This window comes from Herpetosiphon geysericola, from assembly GCF_001306135.1.
GTDB lineage: Bacteria > Chloroflexota > Chloroflexia > Chloroflexales > Herpetosiphonaceae > Herpetosiphon > Herpetosiphon geysericola.
Genome location: NZ_LGKP01000022.1, coordinates 31,189 through 53,421, shown reverse-complemented (window position 1 = coordinate 53,421; position 22,233 = coordinate 31,189). Strand labels below are relative to the sequence as shown.

General features: G+C 52.4%; 18 protein-coding genes and 1 pseudogene. 3 read left to right on the top strand and 16 right to left on the bottom strand.

The window, feature by feature from the left end:
• Positions 1–3: 3 nt before the first annotated feature.
• The 12 genes and pseudogenes from murC to mraZ form a co-directional block, all read right to left on the bottom strand.
• Positions 4–1,335 (bottom strand): UDP-N-acetylmuramate--L-alanine ligase, encoded by a 1,332-nt coding sequence (gene murC / locus SE18_RS13090; protein WP_054534916.1) that lies wholly within the window; start codon positions 1,333–1,335, stop codon positions 4–6.
• Positions 1,336–1,489: 154 nt separating this feature from the next.
• Entirely contained in the window at positions 1,490–2,122 is a 633-nt protein-coding gene (locus SE18_RS13085; protein ID WP_054534915.1) for a hypothetical protein, read from the bottom strand.
• Between the two features lie 5 nt (positions 2,123–2,127).
• A complete protein-coding gene (locus SE18_RS13080) occupies positions 2,128–3,162 on the bottom strand; it encodes a UDP-N-acetylglucosamine--N-acetylmuramyl-(pentapeptide) pyrophosphoryl-undecaprenol N-acetylglucosamine transferase (RefSeq protein WP_269083555.1) in 1,035 nt (344 codons plus the stop codon).
• A gap of 367 nt (positions 3,163–3,529) precedes the next feature.
• Positions 3,530–4,579, bottom strand: a pseudogene (ftsW, locus tag SE18_RS13075) (putative lipid II flippase FtsW); the annotation flags it as partial.
• Positions 4,580–4,628: 49 nt separating this feature from the next.
• Positions 4,629–5,492, bottom strand: a complete 864-nt coding sequence (locus SE18_RS13070) for a rhomboid family intramembrane serine protease (RefSeq protein WP_054534912.1) — start codon at positions 5,490–5,492, stop codon at positions 4,629–4,631.
• 152 nt (positions 5,493–5,644) lie between these two features.
• Positions 5,645–6,943, bottom strand: a complete 1,299-nt coding sequence (gene murD, locus SE18_RS13065) for a UDP-N-acetylmuramoyl-L-alanine--D-glutamate ligase (protein WP_054534911.1) — start codon at positions 6,941–6,943, stop codon at positions 5,645–5,647.
• Between the two features lie 73 nt (positions 6,944–7,016).
• On the bottom strand, positions 7,017–8,174 hold the full coding sequence (gene mraY / locus SE18_RS13060; RefSeq protein WP_054534910.1) for a phospho-N-acetylmuramoyl-pentapeptide-transferase: 1,158 nt from the start codon (positions 8,172–8,174) through the stop codon (positions 7,017–7,019).
• The gene (locus SE18_RS13055) at positions 8,171–9,640 is read right to left on the bottom strand and encodes a UDP-N-acetylmuramoyl-tripeptide--D-alanyl-D-alanine ligase (RefSeq protein WP_054534909.1); all 1,470 of its coding nucleotides are present in this window, start codon (positions 9,638–9,640) and stop codon (positions 8,171–8,173) included. Before SE18_RS13055 ends, mraY begins: the two co-directional genes overlap by 4 nt.
• Positions 9,641–9,685: 45 nt before the next feature.
• A complete protein-coding gene (locus SE18_RS13050) occupies positions 9,686–11,512 on the bottom strand; it encodes a peptidoglycan D,D-transpeptidase FtsI family protein (protein ID WP_054534908.1) in 1,827 nt (608 codons plus the stop codon).
• Positions 11,513–11,548: 36 nt separating this feature from the next.
• Positions 11,549–11,920, bottom strand: coding sequence for a hypothetical protein (locus SE18_RS13045; RefSeq protein WP_054534907.1), 372 nt, complete (start codon positions 11,918–11,920; stop codon positions 11,549–11,551).
• Positions 11,921–11,943: 23 nt separating this feature from the next.
• On the bottom strand, positions 11,944–12,954 hold the full coding sequence (gene rsmH / locus SE18_RS13040) for a 16S rRNA (cytosine(1402)-N(4))-methyltransferase RsmH (RefSeq protein WP_054534906.1): 1,011 nt from the start codon (positions 12,952–12,954) through the stop codon (positions 11,944–11,946).
• A gap of 15 nt (positions 12,955–12,969) precedes the next feature.
• The gene (gene mraZ, locus SE18_RS13035; protein ID WP_054534905.1) at positions 12,970–13,401 is read right to left on the bottom strand and encodes a division/cell wall cluster transcriptional repressor MraZ; all 432 of its coding nucleotides are present in this window, start codon (positions 13,399–13,401) and stop codon (positions 12,970–12,972) included.
• Positions 13,402–13,701: 300 nt separating this feature from the next.
• Here mraZ and SE18_RS13030 point away from each other — a divergent pair, with 300 nt between their 5' ends.
• Positions 13,702–16,770: a GAF domain-containing protein gene (locus tag SE18_RS13030; protein WP_054534904.1), complete on the top strand. Its 3,069-nt coding sequence runs from the start codon at positions 13,702–13,704 to the stop codon at positions 16,768–16,770.
• Positions 16,771–16,772: 2 nt separating this feature from the next.
• Positions 16,773–17,153, top strand: coding sequence for a DUF2231 domain-containing protein (locus tag SE18_RS13025; protein ID WP_054534903.1), 381 nt, complete (start codon positions 16,773–16,775; stop codon positions 17,151–17,153).
• Positions 17,154–17,579: 426 nt separating this feature from the next.
• Here SE18_RS13025 and SE18_RS13020 read toward each other — a convergent pair whose 3' ends face one another.
• Positions 17,580–18,026, bottom strand: coding sequence for an iron chaperone (locus SE18_RS13020; protein ID WP_054534902.1), 447 nt, complete (start codon positions 18,024–18,026; stop codon positions 17,580–17,582).
• Positions 18,027–18,029: 3 nt separating this feature from the next.
• Positions 18,030–19,004, bottom strand: coding sequence for an aminoglycoside phosphotransferase family protein (locus tag SE18_RS13015; protein WP_054534901.1), 975 nt, complete (start codon positions 19,002–19,004; stop codon positions 18,030–18,032).
• Positions 19,005–19,096: 92 nt separating this feature from the next.
• Between SE18_RS13015 and SE18_RS13010 the strand changes: the two genes are divergently transcribed.
• Positions 19,097–19,522, top strand: coding sequence for a hypothetical protein (locus tag SE18_RS13010; RefSeq protein WP_054534900.1), 426 nt, complete (start codon positions 19,097–19,099; stop codon positions 19,520–19,522).
• Here the strand turns inward: SE18_RS13010 and SE18_RS13005 are convergent.
• Entirely contained in the window at positions 19,512–19,898 is a 387-nt protein-coding gene (locus tag SE18_RS13005) for a hypothetical protein (protein WP_054534899.1), read from the bottom strand. The genes SE18_RS13010 and SE18_RS13005 overlap by 11 nt on opposite strands.
• A 165-nt stretch (positions 19,899–20,063) precedes the next feature.
• Positions 20,064–22,067, bottom strand: a complete 2,004-nt coding sequence (locus SE18_RS26760) for a PAS domain S-box protein (RefSeq protein WP_083469889.1) — start codon at positions 22,065–22,067, stop codon at positions 20,064–20,066.
• Positions 22,068–22,233: the final 166 nt, after the last annotated feature.

The following is a 22,233-nucleotide window of genomic DNA, read 5'->3' as shown; positions in this document are numbered from 1 at the left end:
GAATCACCTCAGCGCCGCCACCAAGCGCTCGCCAACCGAAACTCCGTCACCTGCGCCCAAGGTCAATACCACATCGCCAGCTTGCACATCGTGCAACAATTGTTCAAAGGCTTGGTTCAAATCGCCCACGGCTAGCGCATTTGGATGTTGCATCCCAGCCACAATTTGGGCGGTTGGATCGCCGTTGCCAGTTTCGCGTGCCCCATAAACTGCGCCAATTCGCACCACATCAGCCTGCACAAAAGCTGTCTGAAATTCAGCCAAAAATGCTTCCAAGCGGCTGAAGGTGTGCGGCTGAAAATAGGCCACAATCCGTTGCTCAGGGAAGCGTGCTCTGGCTGCTGCAAGCGTGGCCCGAATTTCGGCGGGATGATGGGCATAATCATCAAACACCCGCACATTGCCAACCTTGCCTTTTGGCTCGAAGCGCCGCGCCGCCCCTTGATAGTGCGCAATTGCCGCGACCGCCGCCACGAGATCAACCCCATAGGCGTGGGCCGCAGCCAAGGCCAACAGGGCATTTTGCACATTGTGCAAGCCAGCAACCGCCAGTTGAACAGCAATTGGCTCGGCCACAGGGCTAATCAGCTCAAAAAGCATGCCATCGGGCGTAGCTTGAACCGCAGTTGCGCGCCAAGCGTTGTGCTCAGCCAAGCCGCAACGAATCGCTGGCAAATCGGCCAGCACCCGTTGCGTGCCAGCATCATCGCCGCAAAGCACCAAGGCTTGTAGGCTGGGCTTGCTGGCAAACTCAAGAAAAGCTGCATCGTACTCAGCTTGGCTGGGGTAAATATCAACATGATCCCAATCGAGGTTGGTAATAATCCCGATTGCTGGATCGACTGCCAAAAAAGTGCGCGCATATTCATCGGCTTCAAGCACCAACGGCCCTTCGCCCCACGCGGCGCTCGCTCCCAAGGCAGGCACTTCGGCCCCAATCAAAAAGCCTGGGCTATAGCCAGAATGCTTGAACATAACTGCCAACATTGCGGTAGTGGTGGTTTTGCCATGAGTTCCAGTAACCGCCAAGGTCGGGCGCTCGGCACTCCATTCGCGCCAAAGATCGTGGCGCGTGAGCACAGGAATCGCCGCTTGCTGGGCGGCCACGATCTCAACGTGGTCGAGTGGTAAGGCCGAAGTAACCAGCAGGCGATCGATGGCATCGATATGGCTCGCATCATGGCCGATCGCAATTGCAACCCCTTGGTCTGCGAGCCGCTTGGTTGCAGCATTAGCAGCGCGATCGCAGCCTGAAACCTGATCGCCACGCTCCACGAGGATCGTCGCAATCGAACTCATCCCTGAACCACCAATTCCAACAATGTGCGTATGCACCAGCGACTCCTTAAAAAAGCCAGATAAAAACAGCAGAAACGCTGAGATCGATGATTCCCAGCGTCCCCAAGGATTTTTTAGAACATAGAACATTGAGCATAGAGCATAATCGATTCATCCTATGTTCTATGTTCTTTGCTCTATGCTCTGGGAGTTACTCCCGCATTCTCGGGAGGCGAAAAAAGGTTACAATCAATACGACCAAAAAGAGCAGGGCAAAGATCGTTGGCAAATTGTCCTTGAGGGCATTTTGCTGCGAAATTGACGAAACGGTGATGCCAACACCCTCATCAAAGGGCAAATTAGCGCCCTCTTTGTCGTAGGCAATCCAAAAATCGAGCAAGCGTGAAAGCACAATATACGAATTCAACACGCCCACGCCGACCCCAATCACCTGTCCACCGCGACTTACCTCATCGCGACTGCCAATTGCCGAACCAATCACATATGAAAGAATCACCCCGATGATAAACGAAATTGCCCGAAAATTCTCAAAATTATCGCTATCAATAAAGGGGGATCGTTCGCCACTTTCGCCACCAAACAACGCATTAATAAACACCGCAAAGGCATTGATAATCCGATTCAGCAGCCCGGCCATGTTTTCGGCAACCGTTGGGTTGGCAAACAACACCAATGAGAAAATGAGCCCGACCGTGGTAATGGCCTCTTCCTTCCAGCCGCGCCGCCAGCCAAAGAAGCCTGCGATTGGAAAAATCACAAGCATCAAAAGCTGCAAAAAGCTAAACTGGATCGATTGTTGCAAGAGGATCACTCGAAACGACATACGCTTTAGCCTCCTCGGGCAAGCGCCAGCCATTCGCTGGCAAGCCGCGCCCCTGCTTCTGGTTGGGCAAGGCTGGCACTGCGTTGCGCCATCGTTTGTAAACGCTCAGGGCTACTCAGCACTGCCGAGAGTTCGCGCCACAAACGGCCTTGGGTTGGCTCTCCAGAGCCTAGCATTGCCTCATCGGGAATGCTAATTGCTGCGCCACGGTCGGCCAGGGCAGCAGCGTTGTATTCTTGCTTCACCATCGTCAAAGGCACCAAAATCGAACCAATGCCTGCGGCGGGTAGTTCGGCCATCGTCGAAGCACCAGCCCGACTTAACGCAAAATCTGCTGCGCCAAATGCTGCACTCATCGAGCGTTCAGCATCTGCATGCAGATATGGGTAAAGATGATAACGGCTGGCCTGTTCAGGGCTGAGCTTGGCCTGAGCCTCACGCAACCATGTTTCATCACCATTCCGTCCGCAAACATGCACGACCTGCGCTAATTCTAACAGATCGCTTAAGAGCGCGGCAACAGCCTGATTGATCGAGCGTGCGCCTCTGCTACCACCATAAACCAAGAGCACTGGCAATTGATCATTCAGCCCAAACAGCGCCCGACAGGCGGCTTTATCTTGATTAAAGACCTCGCCGCGCACCGGATAGCCAGTTTCAACCACCTTATGTGCTGGCAAATAGCGCTTGGAATCATCAAAGGTTACGGCAATACGGGTGGCTAAACGCGCCAAAACTCGCCCTGCCCAACCAGGCACAATATCGGGCAAATAGAGCAACGTTGGCACGCGTTCGAGCGCCGCCGCCACAAACAACGGCACACAAACATAGCCACCAGTGCCCAAAATTGCTGCTGGCCGTTCGCGCCGCAACAAACTACGCGCCGCAAGCACACCTTTGATCAACACACCAGCATTTTTCAGCATTTGAATTGGATTACGCCCACGCATCGCCGCAGCAGGCAAGCCAACAAACGGAATCGTGCTCTCGCGCTGCACCAAATCGCCTTCCATGCCATCAACCGAGCCAATATAGCGCAGTTGCGGTTTAACGTTGGCGTTGATTCCGCCGCCGCTGCTCGATCCGTTCGCGGGCGGTGCTACCGTTGATTGGCTGGCTGACCAAGGTTTTGCGCTGTTTGGGCTTGCGCCAAGCGATGAGCCGCTTGGATTCGTCTGCTGATTTGCGCCATGTGCCGCCGAGGGAATTGCCGATGGCGAAGCTGCTTGCTCGCTGAGCTTCTTCAGAGCGCTGGCTACGGCCAAGGCTGGGTACACGTGGCCGCCCGTGCCACCGCCGCACAGCATCAGCAGCGGCGACCACTCGTGGTCGGAGTTGGCCAATTGTGGGGATGGAGAGTTCATTGGTTTGTTCCTCAGCCCGTTTCAACGGCGCATAACGGGTAACACTCAGCAGCAAGCCCGCCGCAATCATGGTCATCATCAACGACGAGCCACCATAGGAAATAAATGGCAGCGTAATCCCAGTAAACGGAATTACGGTGGTTACCACGGCAATATTAATCAGCGCTTGCACCACCAGCCATGTTGTCACGCCAACTGCAATCAGCGCGCCAAATGGGTCGAGCGAACGCGAGGCAATGCGGAAGCCGCGCACCGCCAGCACAATAAATGCTGCCAGCACCAAGCCTGCGCCAATAATGCCTAGTTCTTCGCCAATCACCGCATAAATTGCATCAGTATGGGCGAAGGGCAACCAGAAAAATTTCTGGCGGCTTTGGCCTAAACCAACGCCAGTCCAGCCACCAGAGCCAAGCGCATACAAGGCGTGAATTGGTTGGTAGCCACCGTCACGGGGATAGCTAAACGGATCTTGCCAAACCAACACCCGCAACGCACGATAGCCAGCCGATTGAATTGCCATCCAACCAACCAGTGTGGTGATGCTGGCGGCGATGCCCAAGTGAGTCAAACTTGCACCAGAGGTAAACAAAATTGCGGCGCTGATCACCACAATCACAATCGTGGTACTCATATTTGGTTGCAACAGCACCAAGCCTGCCAATAGCCCAAGCATAATCCCAAACGGCAATAGCCCAGTTACAAATTGGCGAATTTTCGAGCCACGCCGCGAAAGCCAGTCGGCAAAATAAATAATTGCAGCAAACTTGGCAATTTCGCTCGGCTGCATGCCAATTGGCCCAATATTAATCCAGCGGCTGGCTCCATTGACCTTGGTAATATGTTCGGGCAACAGCAACACCAACAGCAGCAAAAAGAGCGTCAGCGCCATCAAGGGCAAGGAAAAACGCCGTAACTTGCGATAATCGAACTGCATTGTGATAAACATTGCCACAACGCCAGCAATTGCCCACATGGTTTGGCGCAATACCCAATAGACCGAAGAATCGTACTCGGCATAGGCCACATAGAACGATGAGCTATAGACCATCACTAGCCCAAACGCAACTAGGCCAACCACGAGGGCTAGCAACATTCCATCAGGTTTTCGGGGAACTCGATCGTTCATGCCGACCTCCAACCGTCTAACGGGCACTTTGGATCCATGCTTGATAGAAATTTTCGAGCAGTGCTCTGCTGTTTGCATCAGCCATCCGCTGGTTATGCACAAACCAGGTTGCGCCAACCACAAAGATTAAGGCCGCAACCACACTCAGCCAACGAATCGGCGCAGGCGCTCGGGCCTCAATTCGCGGTTTAAACCAATCGGCAATATAGGCCAAGCGTGGGGCCAATGCAAAGCCTAGCGCCAAACCCATCACCATGCCACCAATGTGGGCATAATTATCGATCACTGATGAGAGCGATAAGCCAATAATCAGGTTAATTGCCGCCGTGCCAACCATTTGGCGCAAGTTCTGGCGCGCAAAATCGCCTAGCACGCTGCGGGCGGTCAAAAAGAAGCCAATCAAACAGCCAATCAGGCCGAAGATTGCGCCCGAAGCCCCAATTGAAGGGCTGGGCAACTTGCCGAATGTATAAGAAGCCCAAGCCCCGCCAATTCCGGCAATCAGGTAAATGATGCTAAAGCTCAGGCTGCCATAAAAGCGCTCAACAGTTGGGCCAAGCGCATACAGGGCATACATATTAAAGCCAATATGCACCAGCCCGCCATGGAGCACGGTTGCGGTCAATAAGCGCCACCACTCGCCGCCAATATCCATCAACGGCGACCATTTGGCACCCAATTCGATCAGCACCAACGCATCACCATCGCTGCTGCCCATCACGCTCATGCCTTTGAGGATACAAACCACAAACATGATGACGTTGATCGCCATAAACACCCACGTAGCCCGTACTGGCGCACTCGGGAGTTGCACCATCACAGGCTGGCTGGGAGAATATTCAACACGCTCAGGCTCATAACCTGAATAGGGATCTTGCATAGTTTGCCAATTTCTGAGCCAATTGTAGCAATCGAGCTCAATAGCGACGAAACAAGAACTTAGGCCTTTGGCAATAACCGCAATTGCAGAACCTTCACTATCGTGGCTGGTTTCACCAATTTTGGCTATAGCCCAATTTTCCTAAATAATTTTTAATCTTCCGCCAACAGGCCGACAATTCGTCGGAATTCTTCGCCACGATGGAATTCGTTGCGAAACATGCCAAAGCTTGCCGCTCCAGGCGAGAGCAAAATTGTATCGCCAGCTTCGGCAAGCTCAAAAGCCGCCCGAATTGCTTGCTCAAACGATTGATAACGCTCTTGCTCGGTGCCAAGCGCCGCAGCCAACGCAGGCGAACCAGTGCCATCCAAGATAATGAGCTGTTTTAATTGGCTCGATTGTTGAATTGCGTCAACTAACGGGTTCCAAGCCAGCTTTTTATCAGCTCCGCCAGCAATCAAAATCACTGAGCTACTCATCGAATTGAGCGCAGCGGCGGCAGCGGTTGGCGTGGTGGCCGCCGTGTCGTTGACGAAACGCACGCCAGTGATTTCGCGCACCAACTCCATGCGATGTTCAACCCCAGCAAAGTGCTCGATTGCCGTGCGAATCGCTGCATCGGAAATGCCATAAGCTTGGGCCAAGGCCGCAGCAGCAGCGATATTCAAAGCATTGTGTTGGCCTTGCAATTGGCCCAACGGCCAGCCTTCGTTGCCATCAAACCAAATCACCCGCCCAGGGGCTTCGTTCGCCCAGGTATTAACAATCAAATCGTGCTTGGGCAGCACCACCACATCATCAGGATTTTGATAGAGAAAAATTTGCTGTTTGGCTAATCCATAATCGGCCATCGAGCCATAGCGGTCGAGATGATCAGGTGACAAATTGGTGACACAAGCATACTCTGGGCTTAACCCAGCTTCGCCTAGCCCTTCCAACTGCCACGACGATAGCTCAAGCACCACCGGCGTTTGGGCGGTGATGCGTGGCAATTGCTCCAAGGCCGAAACCCGCAAGTTGCCAGCAACCACCGTATCGGGATAAACCTCCCGCAACATCGCCCCAGTCAAAGTGGTGGTGGTGGTTTTGCCCTTGGTTCCAGTAATGCCAATAATCGGGGCTGGGCAAAGCCGGAAGAACAGCGTCATCTCCATTTCAATTGCTACGCCAGCGGCGCGAGCCAATTGCAAATAGCGCGATTCACGCGGCACGCCTGGGTTGCGAATCACCATATCGACCAGCTCAAAATCTTGGTCACGATGTTCGCCCAGCACAAACTCAACGGGCAAACCTGCCAAAGCTGCCAACGATGGCTGCAAGACTTCAGCACTGCGCAGATCGGTCACAATTACATGGGCGCCTTGCTCCAGCAAAAAGCGGGTAACGCCTAAGCCGCCACCATGAACACCCAAACCCATCACGGTTATTCGTTTGTTGCGTAAATCGAGCATGCCATGCCTTACTTTGCTAAATGCCCTGCGATTAAATCAAGCCAACTCAACCAGCAAGCTTACGAGCTGTGGCCTAGTTTTCCAACGGCGATGGATAGGGCGTGGCGGTCGGATCGTCGGTCGTGGTAAAGGGATTATCAGGAATCGTCGGCTGGGTTGAGCTTGTACTCACCTGCTGAGGTAAGGCTGGGTTCAAGGCCAGCGAAATCCCGATCATCGCTGCAATAATTCCAATCATCACAAAGCGCTGAACAACTTGCATCTCCGACCAACCAGTCAGTTCGAAGTGATGGTGGATTGGGGTCATTTTAAAAACCCGCTTGCCAGTACCAGTCGTGATTCGCGTATATTTGAAATAGTAGCGCTGAATCACCACCGAAGCAGCTTCGAGCACATAAATAATCCCCACGATGGGCAGTAATAACCAAGCTTTGGAAATCAGCGCCACAATCGCCAAGGTTGCGCCCAAGGCCAACGAGCCAGTATCGCCCATAAACACTTGGGCCGGATGGGCGTTGAACCACAAGAAGGCTACGCACGCGCCCGACACCGTAAACGAGTAGGTCACCAAGTAATCGAAGCGATAGACGAAGGCAATGACGCCGAAGGCGGCAAAGGCAATCGCTGAAGTCCAGCCTGCCAAGCCATCCATGCCATCGGAGAAATTAACGGCATTGGCCATCGCCACAATCAAAAAGGTGGCAATCGGAATGTACCAGTAGCCAATATCGATGACACCAACAAACGGCACAACCACATCGCCGCCATTGGCCAAACCAAACGGCTTGGGCAGATACAAGGCCAACGATGCCAGAAAGGCAATCATCACCAGCCAAACCATTTTGAAGCGTTCGGTCAGGCCAAAGGTTTTGGAGCGCACTTTGGTCAGCGAAAGATAATCATCGAACGCGCCAAGAATGCCATAGCCAACCAAGGCCGCCAACGGCAAGAGCATCGACCAACGATTAACCAAATTGAAAATTACCGTGATGATTACGACTGAGGCAATGATCATGACCCCGCCCATGGTTGGCGTGCCAATTTTAATCATATGGCTTTGCGGGCCGTCAACCCGAATTGCCTTGCCAATATTATGCGCCTTGAGCCAGCGAATCCACCAGCGACCAAGGACTAACGTCAAAACAAAAGCGGCTCCAGCCAATAATAACGCTTCAGCCAGCTTGAGCACCAGCGCTCGCTGAAGTTCGACGACGACCTGTTCGTTATTCACGCCTTAGCCTCCGGCCTAACTTGCAAAGCATTCGCAACATCTTCCATAGCGGCAGCACGCGATCCTTTGACAAGGACGTAATCGTTCGCTTGGAGGGTCGATTGCAACGCCGCAATCACCGTAGCTTTGTCGGGTAGCACATGCACATGCTCTGCTGCCAGCCCTGATTCAATGGCTCCTTTGCCAATCCAAGAGGCTTTTTCGCCCACAACATATAATTCATCGACCACATCGGCAGCGCGCACGCCAACCGAACGATGGCCAATTTCATCTTGTGGGCCAAGCTCGGCCATATCGCCAAACACGGCAATCCGGCGGCCTTGTAGCTCGGCCAAGAGATTCAGCGCTGCAATACACGAAACTGGCGAAGCATTGTAGGTATCGTCAATCAGGGTTGCGCCGCCAACCGCCGGATACGAGAGCAAGCGCAATTGGGCGCTGCTGCGCAACCCTTGAATCAGCGAATCCCACGAAAGCCCGAGTACAATTCCCACCGCCGCTGCCGCCAAGGCCGTATGCACGCTATGTAAGCCAATCAAAGGCAATTTGATATGCCATTTTTCGCCACGATAATGGGCATCAAAGCCAATGCCATCTAAGCCACGGCTTTCGATGTTATCGGCCCACAAATCGGCTTGGGGGTCAAGGCCATAGGTAAAGACTTGGGCTTTAGTACGGTTGCGCATCGCCAGCACCCGCTGATCGTCGTAGTTGAGAATCGCCCAACCATCTTCAGGCAAGGCTTGGACCAATTCGCTTTTGGCTTCGGCCACATTCTCGATCGTATGCATGCGCTCCAAGTGCGATAAACCAACGTTGGTCACAATGCCAATTTGGGGCTGGGCAATCGTCGTGAGCAAGGCCAAATCGCCTTTGTTGTAGATGCCCATTTCGAGCACTGCAATCTGATGGTTTGGCTCAATCCCGAGCACGACCAAGGGCAAGGTATTTTCGCTGTTGTAGGAGCGTGGGCTTTTATGAGTACGCATGGTTGGCGCAAGCATGGCCGCCAACACCTCTTTGGTAGAGGTTTTGCCAACGCTGCCAGTAATCCCAACCACCACCAAATCGCGTTGCTGGCGATGGCGAGTGGCCAAGCGTTGCAGGGCCAACAACGGCTGATCAACGCTAATCAAAAAAAATGCATTGGCTGGTGCAGTTTCAGGAATTTGGCCCAAATCAGGGTCAAGCTCAACAAAAGGCCGATCCAAACCCAATTGGGTTGGATCAGCCAAACGTCCGCGTTGCACCAAGGCCGCGCGAACGCCGCGCGCCGCGACCGCAGCAATAAACTCGTGACCATCGACCCGTTCGCCTTGCAGAGCCACAAACAAACCATCATCGACAGCTTCGCGCGAATCGATACAAGCACTCGTTATTGGCAAATTGGCCAACGCTGCGGGCAATTGCAAGCTTGGTTCGCTGGCAATTCGCACTCCATCAACCACCGTTTGTAAGCTTAGCATTGGCAATATCTCAAAGCCATGAATCCATGGCGCTAGTAGATTTCGTTATTGTTCGATTTGGCATTCGTGCACCAACTCTGGGTTGGGCGGAACTTGATAATGGGTCAGCAAGCGCTTGAACACCGCAGCATACACCGGAATCGCCTTTGTGCCCCAAATTTCTTGGGTGCGATCAAGCTTGACCAAGACCGTAAAGCGTGAATCTTCAATTGGGCCAAAGCCCATCACCGAGCCAATTGTGGCATTTTCGTAGCCGCCACGACCATCAGGAATCGAGCTGGTGCCGGTTTTGGCAGCAATATTGTAGCCAGGCACCAAGGGCACGCCGCCATTACCTTGGCGATCATAATAGGCGCTACACTGCTTCCACCACATATCTTCTTGAAAGGCATAGTTGTTGTTGGCGGCGCGCACCATCATCTTGGCTACGTCCATGGCAACATCGTTATTAATGACTTTACGCAAGACTTTTGGCTCCACCTTGTGGCACTCGCCGCGCTCACACCATTCTTGAATGATGTAGGGCTTCATCAAGTTGCCGCCATTGGCAATCGCCGACATAGCCCGCAAGTGTTGCAGCGGCGTAACCGCGATGCCTTGGCCGTAGCCATTGGTCGAAAGCACAATTGGCCGCCAATCGGCGGTGGTATCAGGCCATTGCACAATCCCAGCCTCTTCGCCGCCCAATTCGATGCCAGTTGGCTGGCCATAGCCAAAATCGCGCAAGCCTTGATAGAAACCATCTTCGCCAGCCATTTCGGCATATTGCAAAGCACCAACATTTGATGAATACAAAATCACATTTTCGGGAGTCATCGGCGAGTGGCCGTTGGAATCGAAGTTGGCGCAACAGCCAGGTGCGCGGGCAATAAAGCCTGGGTCATCGACCACGCTATTGACCGTGAAGGCCTTAGCTTGCAAGCCTATTGCCAAGTTAATCGGCTTGAAAGTTGAGCCTGGCTCATACTGGTCGGTAATCGCGCCATTTTTGTTGTAGATTTCTGGCTGATATTCGGTATAGCGATTGGGATCAAATTTGTTAGAAGTCGCCATGGCCAGAATTGCGCCAGTTTTGGAATCCATCACCGTGATTGAGCCACCGCTTGCGCCATGGTTGATCAACGCATTTTGCAACTCTTCTTCGGCAATATGCTGAGCAGTTGGGTCGATTGTCAGGGTAATATCAGCGCCATCGCGTGGCTCTTGCACGGTTGGCGGATCGATCCAAATCGAGTTAGCAGCAGAGTCGATTTCGGCTTCGAGCGAGCCAGCAACCCCAGCCAACAGCGAATTGTTATAGCCCTCAACCCCGCTAATGCCCACATTTTCGTAATTGGCTACGCCAACGATATTGGCGGCAAACATGCCTTTGGGATAAACCCGCACTGGCTCAGGCGTGAGCGAAAGCGCCGTATTTTTGAGCGCCCGAATTTGCTCGCTCACTTCAGGGGTTAAGCGCCGCGCCAGCACCACATACTCGCGATCTTTGGTTTGCAACAATTGTTTGATTTCGCTGGGAGCTTTGCCGATCAAGGGCGAAAGCAACAAGGCCAAACGATCAGATTCGTTGGGGTCGGCTCCATCATCATCAATAAACGGTGGAGCCACGCCCAGCACATCGCGATCAACATTCATCGCCAACACCCCGCCAGTGCTATCGCGAATAATCCCGCGGGCTGGCTGAATTGTGCGATTTTGGCGAAACTCACTTTGCGCCAAACCCGAAAGCTGATCATGGCGCTGGACTTGAACTTCAAACAATTTATGGGCATTTGCCAAGGCAAATACCACACAGATCAACAAAATGGCGTTGATGCGCCAGCGTGAGAGCAAGGGTTGATGCTGGGGTGTTGGAGCGGTACGCGCGGCCATGCAAGTTCCTCCAAAGCGCAAGAGCGGGAACGGGCGCTAACGAGCCTGAACCGTCCAACGATGGTGTGGTAGTTCAATAATCAGATATTCTGCTTGGCTGGATGCAATCGGGGCAAAGCCCAAGGCAGTTGCTCGTTGGCGAATCACCTCAAGCGATTGCGATTGTTCAATCTCATACAGCAACTGGTTATTGGCGCGCACCAATTTAGTTTGCTGCACTTCAAGTTGCTCTAGCCGAAAACCAAGCGCGGCAATCCGGCCAGTTTGGGCTAAATAAAGCATACACATCAAGGCCACCACAACCGCGAGGGCAATTAACACGCTGGCGCGGCGTTGGCTGGTTGGTTGGCTGGTGCTGCGATTACGGATGGCACTCAGGCCACCAATTGGTTGAGATTGAACCGCCATCAAGAATCCTCCGACAGGTGTATCTATGCTTCGGGCGCAAGCGCCGTCGTTAAGCGTCGTTCGGCAACCCGCAATTTGGCTGAGCGGGCGCGTGGGTTGGCCTTGAGTTCTTCTGGTGTAGCCTCGATTGGCTTACGGCTCAACACCTCAAGCGTTGGCACATAATCGCAATCGCGCCCAACTGGATAAATGCATGCCCGTGGGCCGCTTTTCGCGGCACAACTATGCGGGCAGGCCAAAATTTCGAGCTTAGCAGGAATCAAACATTCGCTTGCTTGATCACGCATCCATTCCTTGACGATCCGATCTTCTAAGGAATGAAAGGTGATAACCGCTAAACGCCCGCCTGGCGCTAAGAGTTTGGTTGCGGCGGCTAAGCCTTCGCGCAACGCCCCCAATTCATCGTTGACTGCAATCCGCAAGGCTTGAAAGGTGCGCGTTGCTGGATGGGTCTTGCCCGCTTGACCACCCACGGCGCTGCGCACCAAACTTGCCAATTGCGCGGTGCTGGTAATTGGGCTTTTGGCCCGTTGCTCAACGATTCGGCGGGCAATCCGGCGCGAAAGCCGTTCCTCGCCATATTCATAAATGACATTCGCCAAATCAGTTTCATTCAGCCGCGCAATCAAATCGGCGGCGCTTTCGCCATGAGTTGGATTCATGCGCATATCCAGCGGCGCGTCGTACTGAAACGAAAAGCCCCGTTCAGGCAGATCGAGCTGCGGCGAGGAAACCCCAATATCGAGCAAAATGCCATCGACTTGCTGCCAGCCATGTTGGGCTGCAAGGCTCGCCATCTGGCGATAATTGCCATGCATCAAGGTTACCCGCTCGCCATAACTGGCAAGGCGTTCGCGAGCGGCAGCCAAAGCCATTGGGTCTTGATCGATGGCGAGTAATTGGCCGGAAGGGCCGCTGTCAGCAAGGATGCCGCTGCTATGGCCGCCCCAACCGAGGGTGCCATCGATATAGCGCCCAGCAGGGCGTAAATTGAGCGCTGCCAGCGTGGCATCATACAAAACTGGAATATGCATTACTCACCATACAAACTAGATCCCAAAGGCCGCGACGTGCTCGGCCAAAAGCGGCGCTTCGTCGGCAAAACTATCGAGCACCGTTTGCCAGCGCTCAGCCGACCAAATTTCAATAAAACTATCCATACCGCTAATTACCGCTTGGCTGGTAATTGTGGCATACTGGCGTAAGTTGGGTGGTAGTACGATCCGGCCCTGTTTATCGAGGCCCAAATCGCTGGCGCCAGCAAACATCAAACGGCGTAGATTTCGCGCCGAAGGTTGGGTAATTGGCAGGGCATTGATGCGCGCAGCCAATTCACGCCACACAGGCATTGGGTAAAGCAGCAAGTTTTGGTCAAAACCACGGGTCAACACCAGACCTTCGGCTAAGCCAGCCCGAAATTTGGCTGGAATCGCCAAGCGACCTTTATCGTCAACCGCATGTTCATATTCGCCCAAAAACATAGCTTGCTCCCAGTGTCAAGGCTTTTACGCTCAGATGTTCGTCTGGCAACTGCCCCACATTTCCCCACTTTGCCCCACTTCCATCGCCATTATAGGCCATGGATTATGTTTTTTCAACCGCAGGCCATGGCCCAACATGACAAAATGCTAACAAAAACCAAGCCAAAAGGCTTGACGAAGCATAGCTCTATCTGCGCTAAAATAAGGCGAAAGCAACAAGCCAAAGCCCGATTTTGCGCTTGACGCTAGCATGCTCATCGCTATAGAATGAGGGAGCATCTTCCTGAGACGAGGCTCACCATGACCAGGCCGCTCTTGCTGAGTTTTTGCAGTGCGACCATAACCGCGCTCTTGTTTGGATTGGGTTGGCTCGCCCAGCTTCCGATGCCTTGGATTTTGGCCTTAGGGGTTGTGCAAGCAGGCATTATGTGGTGGCAGCTTCCATGGGCTGTTGGCAGTGCCATCAGCATGGCGCTCATCGCATGGTTTGCTGGCATTAATCAGGTTGGGTGGCTAGCCCTGTTGGTTGGTGGGTGGGTGGCTCAAGGCGGCTTACCAGCCCTCATTTTTCGCCTGTATCGGTATCCTTACGATATGTCGCGCGAATCGGCCCTGAATGGTTTTTTGGCCAGCGGGGTGCTGTTTAACACAGCGATTAGCGCCTTTTGTATGAGCGCCGTTGGTTGGCAAGTCGGTTGGATCGAAGAACATGCAGTATTGGTCACAACTGCCTTAATTTGGCTGACCAATAGTTTGGGTTCGTTGATCATCACGCTGCCAATGTTGCGCTTAGGCACGCCGTGGCTTTCGACGCGCGGTCTGTTTGGCACGCCTGCAGCGTTGCAACGTAGTATCCATCGCACAACCATTACCCGCAGCGATGTCTTACAATTAATCTTTATGCTGGCAATTGTCGGCCTCATCGGCTGGGGCATTGATCGGGTTGCCTATATTCCGGTGCAATTTTTAAATGTTTTGTTCCTCTTGCCAATTGTGGCCTTCACCGCCCGCCATGGCTTCGATGGCGCGTTGCTCTCGGCCACTGGCAGTATGTTAATCGCACTCTCATTTTTCCTCGACGAAACTAGCCGTATGCGCAGGGTTGGCACGCTGGGCAACGATCGGGTCGCCTTTGCCAGCATCGTCTTTGAGCTAGGCGTGTATTACCTGATCAGCATGATCGGCGGTTTATTAATTGATATTCAGCGCGCCGAAAAACAGCGCCTCGCTATGTTGAGCCATGTCAATCGGATTTTCAATCAAGCCCAACAAGAAGATTTGCTTGATCAATTGGTGCAAACGGTCTGCGAAGCGCTGCAAACCAACGTTGGCATTATGTTTCATTATGATGCCCACAGCCAAACGCTCAAGCCGCTTGCCTGGCAAATGCCCAAAAATTGCTCGATTGAGGTTATTTCACATGCGCTGCTAACCTATTTCCCCGGTTTGCAGCATATGGCCCAAACCACCGCTAGCACCTATCATCATAATGATCGCGATGCAGCCACCACAACCAGCACTTTTTGGCTTGAAACTGGTCTCGTTGCTGCGCTGTTAGTGCCCTTGGTCGGGCGCAACGGTACTTTGGGCTTGATGGCCTTGTTTGATCAACGGCCTGAGCGCCATTTTGGTCGCAGCAATATCAACTTTGCAGAAGCAATTTGTTCGCAAGCGGCGATTGCGCTCGAACAACGCGACCTAATTACCACGCTGCAACAACAAACCGAGCAACTTAGCGCCGTTTCAAATATCACCGCCACGCTCAACGCCACCCTCAATCTCGAAGTCGTCTGCCATCGCATCGCCCAGCAAATCGAGCGGGTCGTGCCCTACGATTGGGCGTGTGTGGCCTTGGCAACCGAGCAAACTCGTTTCTTTAGCGTGCTGATGAAAACTGGCCGCGCCGAAGTTGACCTGCTTGATAAAACTTTAGTGCTTTCGCCTGAAATTTGGCAGGATTTTGGGCCAATCGACGCACCGCCCTACCGCATGATTATGAACAGCTCGCCAATTAGCCGCGCTGCTGAGCTACGCCAAATTGGCTTGGCGGTGGCCTTGCTCGTGCCCTTGCGCCGCGATGATCGCTGGCTCGGCGTGCTGGTGCTTTCTAGCTTCGATCCTGATGCTTTTCCGCCAGCTCACCAACATTTGTTGCAAATTCTGGCGCGCCACATGGCCTTGGCAATCTCCAATGCCCAACTGTATCAGGAGTTGGAGCAAGCCTACCGCGCCAAACAAGAGGCCCAAGATGTGTTGCTGCAAACCGAGCGTTTGCGAGCTTTGGGCGAATTGTCGAGTGGCATTGCCCATGATTTCAACAATTTGATTGCTGGAATTTTGGGCCACACCCAATTATTACTCATTGAAGCGCCAGAAGAGCAACGCGAAGGCTTAGTTGTGATTGAGCAAGCCGCTCGTGATGGTCGGCATATGGTCGAGCGAATTCAGCAATTTACCCGCGCCCAGCAGCCAGAAGATCACGAAATGGTCGATTTGAATACGATTATCAATGATGTGATTAAGCTGATTCGGCCACGTTGGCGCAGCCGCCCAGCCAGCACCATGATTCAAACCAGAATTGAAAAAGGCCAAATTCCATTGATCTATGGTTCGCCGTTTGCCTTGCGCGAAGTGCTCACCAACGTGGTGCTGAACGCCACCGATGCCATGCCCAAAGGCGGCATTTTGACGATTCGTACCGAGCAAGTTGCTGATGACGTGATTATGGAAATCAGCGATACTGGCATTGGCATGAATGAAGAAACCCAAGTGCGCATGTGGGAGCCGTTTTTCAGCACCAAAGGCGAGCATGGTACGGGGCTTGGGCTTTCGATGACCCACGCAATCGTGGTGCAACATCATGGTGGACGGGTTGCGGTGCAAAGCGAGGTAGGCGTTGGCAGCAGCATCTCGCTGGTCTTTCCAATTCCACGCCCTGAAACCTCGAACGACCCAATGCACGTTGGTGGTGCGCAAGCCTTGCAACGCGGCACAATTCTGGTGGTCGAAAGCGATACGCGCGTCCAATCGGCATTGGCAGGCTTGCTCGAAAGTTTGGGCCATACGGTGGTTTGCGCCGATAGCGGCACGCTGGCCTTAGATTTAGCCTATGCCCGCGATTTTGATGCCTTGATTGCAGATAGCGGCTTGACCGACATCAATGCCTGGGATTTGACTGAACTGCTTAAAACCCGCGACCCATTGTTGGTGGCAATGTTGCTAACCGTCTGGAATGCGCCTGATCTTGATACCCGCCGCCATGTGTTCGATGCGGTGCTGCCAAAACCATTTGAATCGCAAGTTTTGGGCGAAACAATCGGCTTTTTGCTGAATAATCGCACCAAATTGGCCAATAATATGGAGAACTAAGCATGAGTTTGCATCCTCAAGCAGTCCATTTTCCAATTGCACTCTTGCTGGTTAGCTCAATTTTGACCTTATGGAACGAACGCCGCCCGCATCATGAGCTAGCAATTACCGCCCGTTGGTGTTTGAAAATAGGCTGGTGGAGCAGTTTGCTGGCAGCAATAACTGGAATTTTAGCCGTAGCCTTGGCCTTCGACCAAATTCGCCAGCAATTGACCTGGATTAATAGCCATGCTGTGGTTAGCCTGAGTTTGGTGGCAGTTTATTGGCGTTTGGTGTTGGGCAAGCCACTGCCTGCCGAGGCCCAAAAACGCCGCCATCTGGTTGGCATTGGGTTAATTGTGCTGGCAGGCTGGCTGGGTGGCCAATTGAGCGAGCGAATCTGATCCACGAAGCGCACGAAGAGCACGAAGGTTCGAAACCGCGAAGGACACGAAGAGCACGAAGGGCTATTGGCTTTTGGCGTTCGGGAATTCTTGACTTACCACAAAACGTTCCGCTTGCCCATAGCCATCAGCCACAAGCCATCGGTTCTCTGCGCTAAATTCGATCCACGAAGCGCACGAAGACACGAAGCGCACGAAGAATTATTTTAGACACAAATTGGTACAGATTCCACGGATTATTTTCCCATAGCCTATAGCCTACAGCCACAAGCCATCTGTTCTCTGCGCCTCTGCGTTAAAAATAACTCTTCGTGTATCCGATCCCCAGCTCCCAAACCCCGATCCCTAATTCTTATGTTTTATGCTTTCTGTTCTCTGTTCTTTTTGACTTTTGATTTTTGCCTTCTGATTTTCATCCCTCATCCTTCATCCTTCTCTACGCATCGCCTGATAATAGCCAATATACTCATCGACCGAATAGCGTTGAATAACCTCGGCAACTACAGCGAGCGGCAGATCGTCGAGCTTGCGGAAGCGCAAACATGATTTGCCCATATCGAATTTTTTGCCTGCTTGGCGAAATTGCGCTTGCAGCCAAGCGACAGCTGGCTCATCGTAGGCAACGCACATCAAATACAAACTGTAGTGCTTTTTCTGGGCCGCCAAAGCCACATAGCTCAAAGGCTGCTGATTGTAGGTATCAGGAAAACGGGCGAGTGGCACTTCATAACTCAACATGCCCCAAGCGAAGCTTTCTACAAAGCCCGCTGGCAAATGCTGGAGAATCGTTTGGCGCACTGGCTCGATCACGCTGCGCTGTTCGGGGGTAAGTTCAGCCAGATATGCTTCAACCGTCGTGGTGTTGCTTTTCATCAGCTACCTCCATTGATTGATGGCCTGTTGAGCTAAATCTAAATAGCGTTGATACTTGGCTTGGGCTGTGGTCAGCCACGCTGGCTGGCGCTCGACCAGCCGTGCATCAAGGCCACGTGGCACTTCATACAGATAGCGCTGCCAACGTACAACCCACCAAATCAGCATCAAGGTATGATAAACCTCAATCCGCTGAGCAGCGCTCGGATCATCGCCAAAGCGACAATAGGCCTGCACAAACGCTTGCCACTGTTCCGGCGCAACCGTTGCATAGGCTGGATGCGTCATGAGATCGACAATTTCAAAAGCAGGATCGCCCCAGCCAGCATTTTCCCAATCGACTGAAACAAACCCAGTTGGCGTTTGCAGGAAATTGCGCCAGTTGCTATCGACCCGACACAAGCTCATTGGCACGGTTGAAAACTCCGGTGCAGTCCATGTTTCAAGCCAAACCAATAAGGCTTCAAGCTCAGCGGGCAATTGGGCAGCAGGCAATTTCGCGCAGTGCTCGGCAATCAACTGCTTGCCAACAGCAACGCTGTGCATATTTAACGTTGCCAGCGGCAATTCGAGCTTGCTGGTAGCTTGGCTGATTTGGCGCACAGCCCAATAATGTTCAACCAAGCCTTGCCATTGGGCAGCAGCCTGTGGCACTTGCGATAATGCAGGATAATCGAGCCACGTTTGCACAATGACTGGCTGAGCAAAATTGGCTTCGTCGAGCCAAACCCCCTGCGGTCCCAGCTCCCGATCAGCATGGGCCAAGGCCTGGAGCGCTTGATATTCACGCCACGCCCGCCGACGCTCATCGCGAATTGTCCATTTAATTGCATAATCGCTGCTTGCCGATTGAGCACGATAGACCCGATTATTTGCTCCACCAGCAATTGGGGTTAATTGCCAGCTTTTCCATTGAGTTGGGGCAATTAACGATTCATTCGCCAAATAGTCAATTATTGCATGCAAATATTGCTGCATAGCCACACTTTCTACTTGTTACTGATTTGGTACAATGTTAAACTAGAATTTATGCTTTAATCAAGTGCAAAAGTAGAACATGAGGAGGTTGTATGTATCAAGTACCAACATTCAATCAAAAAGCAATTTCAGTCAAGAAGTTGCTGCTACAAATTGGCATTTTTGCCCTAATCAATGGATTTATCACGAATCTGTTCTTTTGGTCACGTCATCACGAAGGTATTTTCTGGAGTTTAAGCCATCAACGAATTAGTTTAATCTATGCAATAATGATTGTACTGGGCAATCTGTTGTTTTTCATTAACGTGATTGTGCTGAGTATGATTAGGCCAACATCATTACGCCATCGCTTATATAGCGTAACCTATTTATTGTTAATCATTGTGGGTAATGATAAGCTGTTTTGGTTTATGTTTGGCGCAGATTTCGCTCAATTGTATTTATCACGGGTTCCGATAATCCTCATTACAGTGCATTTAGTATGGGGTTGGCGACAGTTCAGCAAGCCTAGCGCGTAGTTCGTGGTACAGCCAACGCCTGAGCGATTTTCACAATATTTAATTCGCCATAGCTTTGTTGCACAAATCTGATTAACTGCTGAGTATGGTTGAGTAATTGGGCATAGCGAGCATCGCGTAGCCAGATTGCATCAAAAAATTGCGAGGTTTTATCGTACAGTTTAAATAATTTGGTCAAATCGCTGCGTTGCCAAAGCTCGCGCATTTCATGGTCAAAGCTATCGAAGGTCATTTCTTGCACCAATTGGCGCACCTGTTGCGGCGTGTTTTCCAGCAAATCGGCGCTAGTATCCTCAAGCAAATCGTGCCAAAGCAGCACAATCGAGCCAACCCGACGCGTCGTTTCGGGCAGCAATGGCTCGGCCAAAATCGTCATAGCGCACCAAATTGGGTGCATGGCATAGGGCGTGCGCCCATCCCACAAGCGTACTTGGTTTTGGGGCGTGCGCGCTTGAAAGGTATGCGCATGGATGGTGTGGGCAATCGCTGCGCCTAATTCCGTTGCCCAGGCTTCAGTTTCGGCGTTGATAAGCCACCTCGCTTAGGCTAAACGGCGATTCAACGCACGTTCAATCCCGCTTTGCAAATTGCTCAAGGTCACAACATCGTTCAGGTTGATGCCCAAACTAACCAAGGTTTGAGCAATTTCTGGGCGAATTCCGGTCAGCACGACTTCGGCCCCGAGCAAGCGCACCGCCCGCGCTGCTTGCAGCAACGCTCCGGCCACTTGGGTATCGACAACTGGCACGCCAGTTAGATCCAAAATAACCACGCCAGCGTTCATTTGGCTCACGCCTTGCAGCAGCGATTCGACGATCTGGCTGGCCCGCGCCGAATCGATTGAGCCAATCAGCGGCATAATCACTGTGCGCTCGTTGATTGGAATTAACGGGGTTGAAAGCTCGCGCAAGGCAGCTGCTTGGGCTTCGATAATTTGGCCCTGCATTTGGTCGCGCATCACTTCTGCCTGTTTACGCTCGGTCATATCTTGCACCAAACCCAACATGCGCACCGCTACACCTTCTTTGTTTGGAATAAAGAAGCCGCGATCCAAGAGCCAAATGTAATGGCCAGCATGGTGCAAAAAGCGATATTCAACCGCATAGCTGCTACAGGCGTTTTGGGCAACTTCGAGCAAGCGCAAAGCTTCGGGAGCATCTTCTGGGTGAATGCCAGCAGCCCACGCATCGACGCTCACGCTAAATTCAGCCTTGGGATAACCCAAAATCTTAGTAACCGAATCGCTCCATTCGATGCGATTGTTGAGCACATCGTAATCGTACATCACCAACTCAACCGTCGACATGATTAAATCGAAGCGTTGTTGCCAATCTAAAAGCTCTTGGGCAATCTTACGGCGCTCGGTAATATCGAAAAAGGTCGCAATCGCATATTCAATTTCGTTGTTGGTGTCGTAGATTGGGCGGGCAAAAACTTCAATCGAAATGGCTGGCTTGCCAGTATAGCGAAATTCCAAATCATCAAGGTGCACCATTTCGCCCCTGAGCGCACGTTGGGTTGGCAATTCCTCGCGGGGATAGATCGTTTCGCTGCCAACTTTATAGGTGCGATAGGTTTCAGTTTGTTCGCTGACTGGAAGCATGACATTTTGGCCAAGCAACTCTTGAGCTTTGGCATTGGCATAGTAAGGCTTGCCGACAGGATCGATCACATACAAGCCAACTGGCGTTGCATCAAGAAACTGTTGCAAGCGATTTTGCAAACGCCGCAGGGCAGCTTCGTTTTCGCGTTGCGCCGTAATATCCATCAACACGCCATCCCACAGAATATCGCCAGCCTCGGTGCGGGTTGGCCGCGAAGCCCCACGCACCCAACGCACCAGGCCATCGTGAACCACCCGGCCTTCCCATTGCCAAGCTTCGAGCAATTGGCCCGATTCAACAAACGAGCGGATAAATTCTGGCTGATCTTCGGGATGAACCCAGTTGTAGAGCGCATCGCGCTCTGAGGTGAGGCGTTCTGGCTCGATGCCAAAGGCTTGACGAATACCTTCGCTCACGTAGGGAAATTCGCTAGAGCCATCAGGATGCAGCACAAACTGAAAGACCATCCCTGGCACATTCGAAATAATTCGCGAAAGCCGAGCTTGGGTTTCGGAGAGCGAGCGTGAGGCTTGGGCAGCACTCGTTACATCGCGCAAAACGGCTACCAAGCCGATCACCTGATTGGCAGCACGAACTGGTTGCTTGATGCTGCGGGTGGTGATCAACGAGCCATCGGGAGCATTCGAGCGTTCTTCAAACTCGCTGCCAAGACCACTGCGCAGCACTTGGCGGTCGTGGCTTTGATATTCCGAGGCATAAACATCATCACTTGATCGATCTTCGGTAACCCGAAACTGCTCAAGCGGCAGGCCAAACCATTCGCGAAAGGCTCGATTGGCATACTCAATCGTCAGATCAGCGTTTTTATACACAATCGCATCAGGCACAGTATCGAGCATAGCCTGCAAAATCCGATTTTCTTGTTCAAGCTGAGCAACCCGAGCAGCTAAATCAACGGGTGAAGATGGATCGTGTGCCATAGCTGCACTCCTAAAATCCTTTGGCGATGGGCGAAAACGTGGAAGTCGGTTAATTTTACCATAGACGTTTGGGCTAGGGAATAGCAAGAAAATCAGAAAGCAAAGGGCAAAAGTCAAAAAACTCTTAAACGCAACGGGCAAAACTATAGCGCCTAAGTTAAAACGC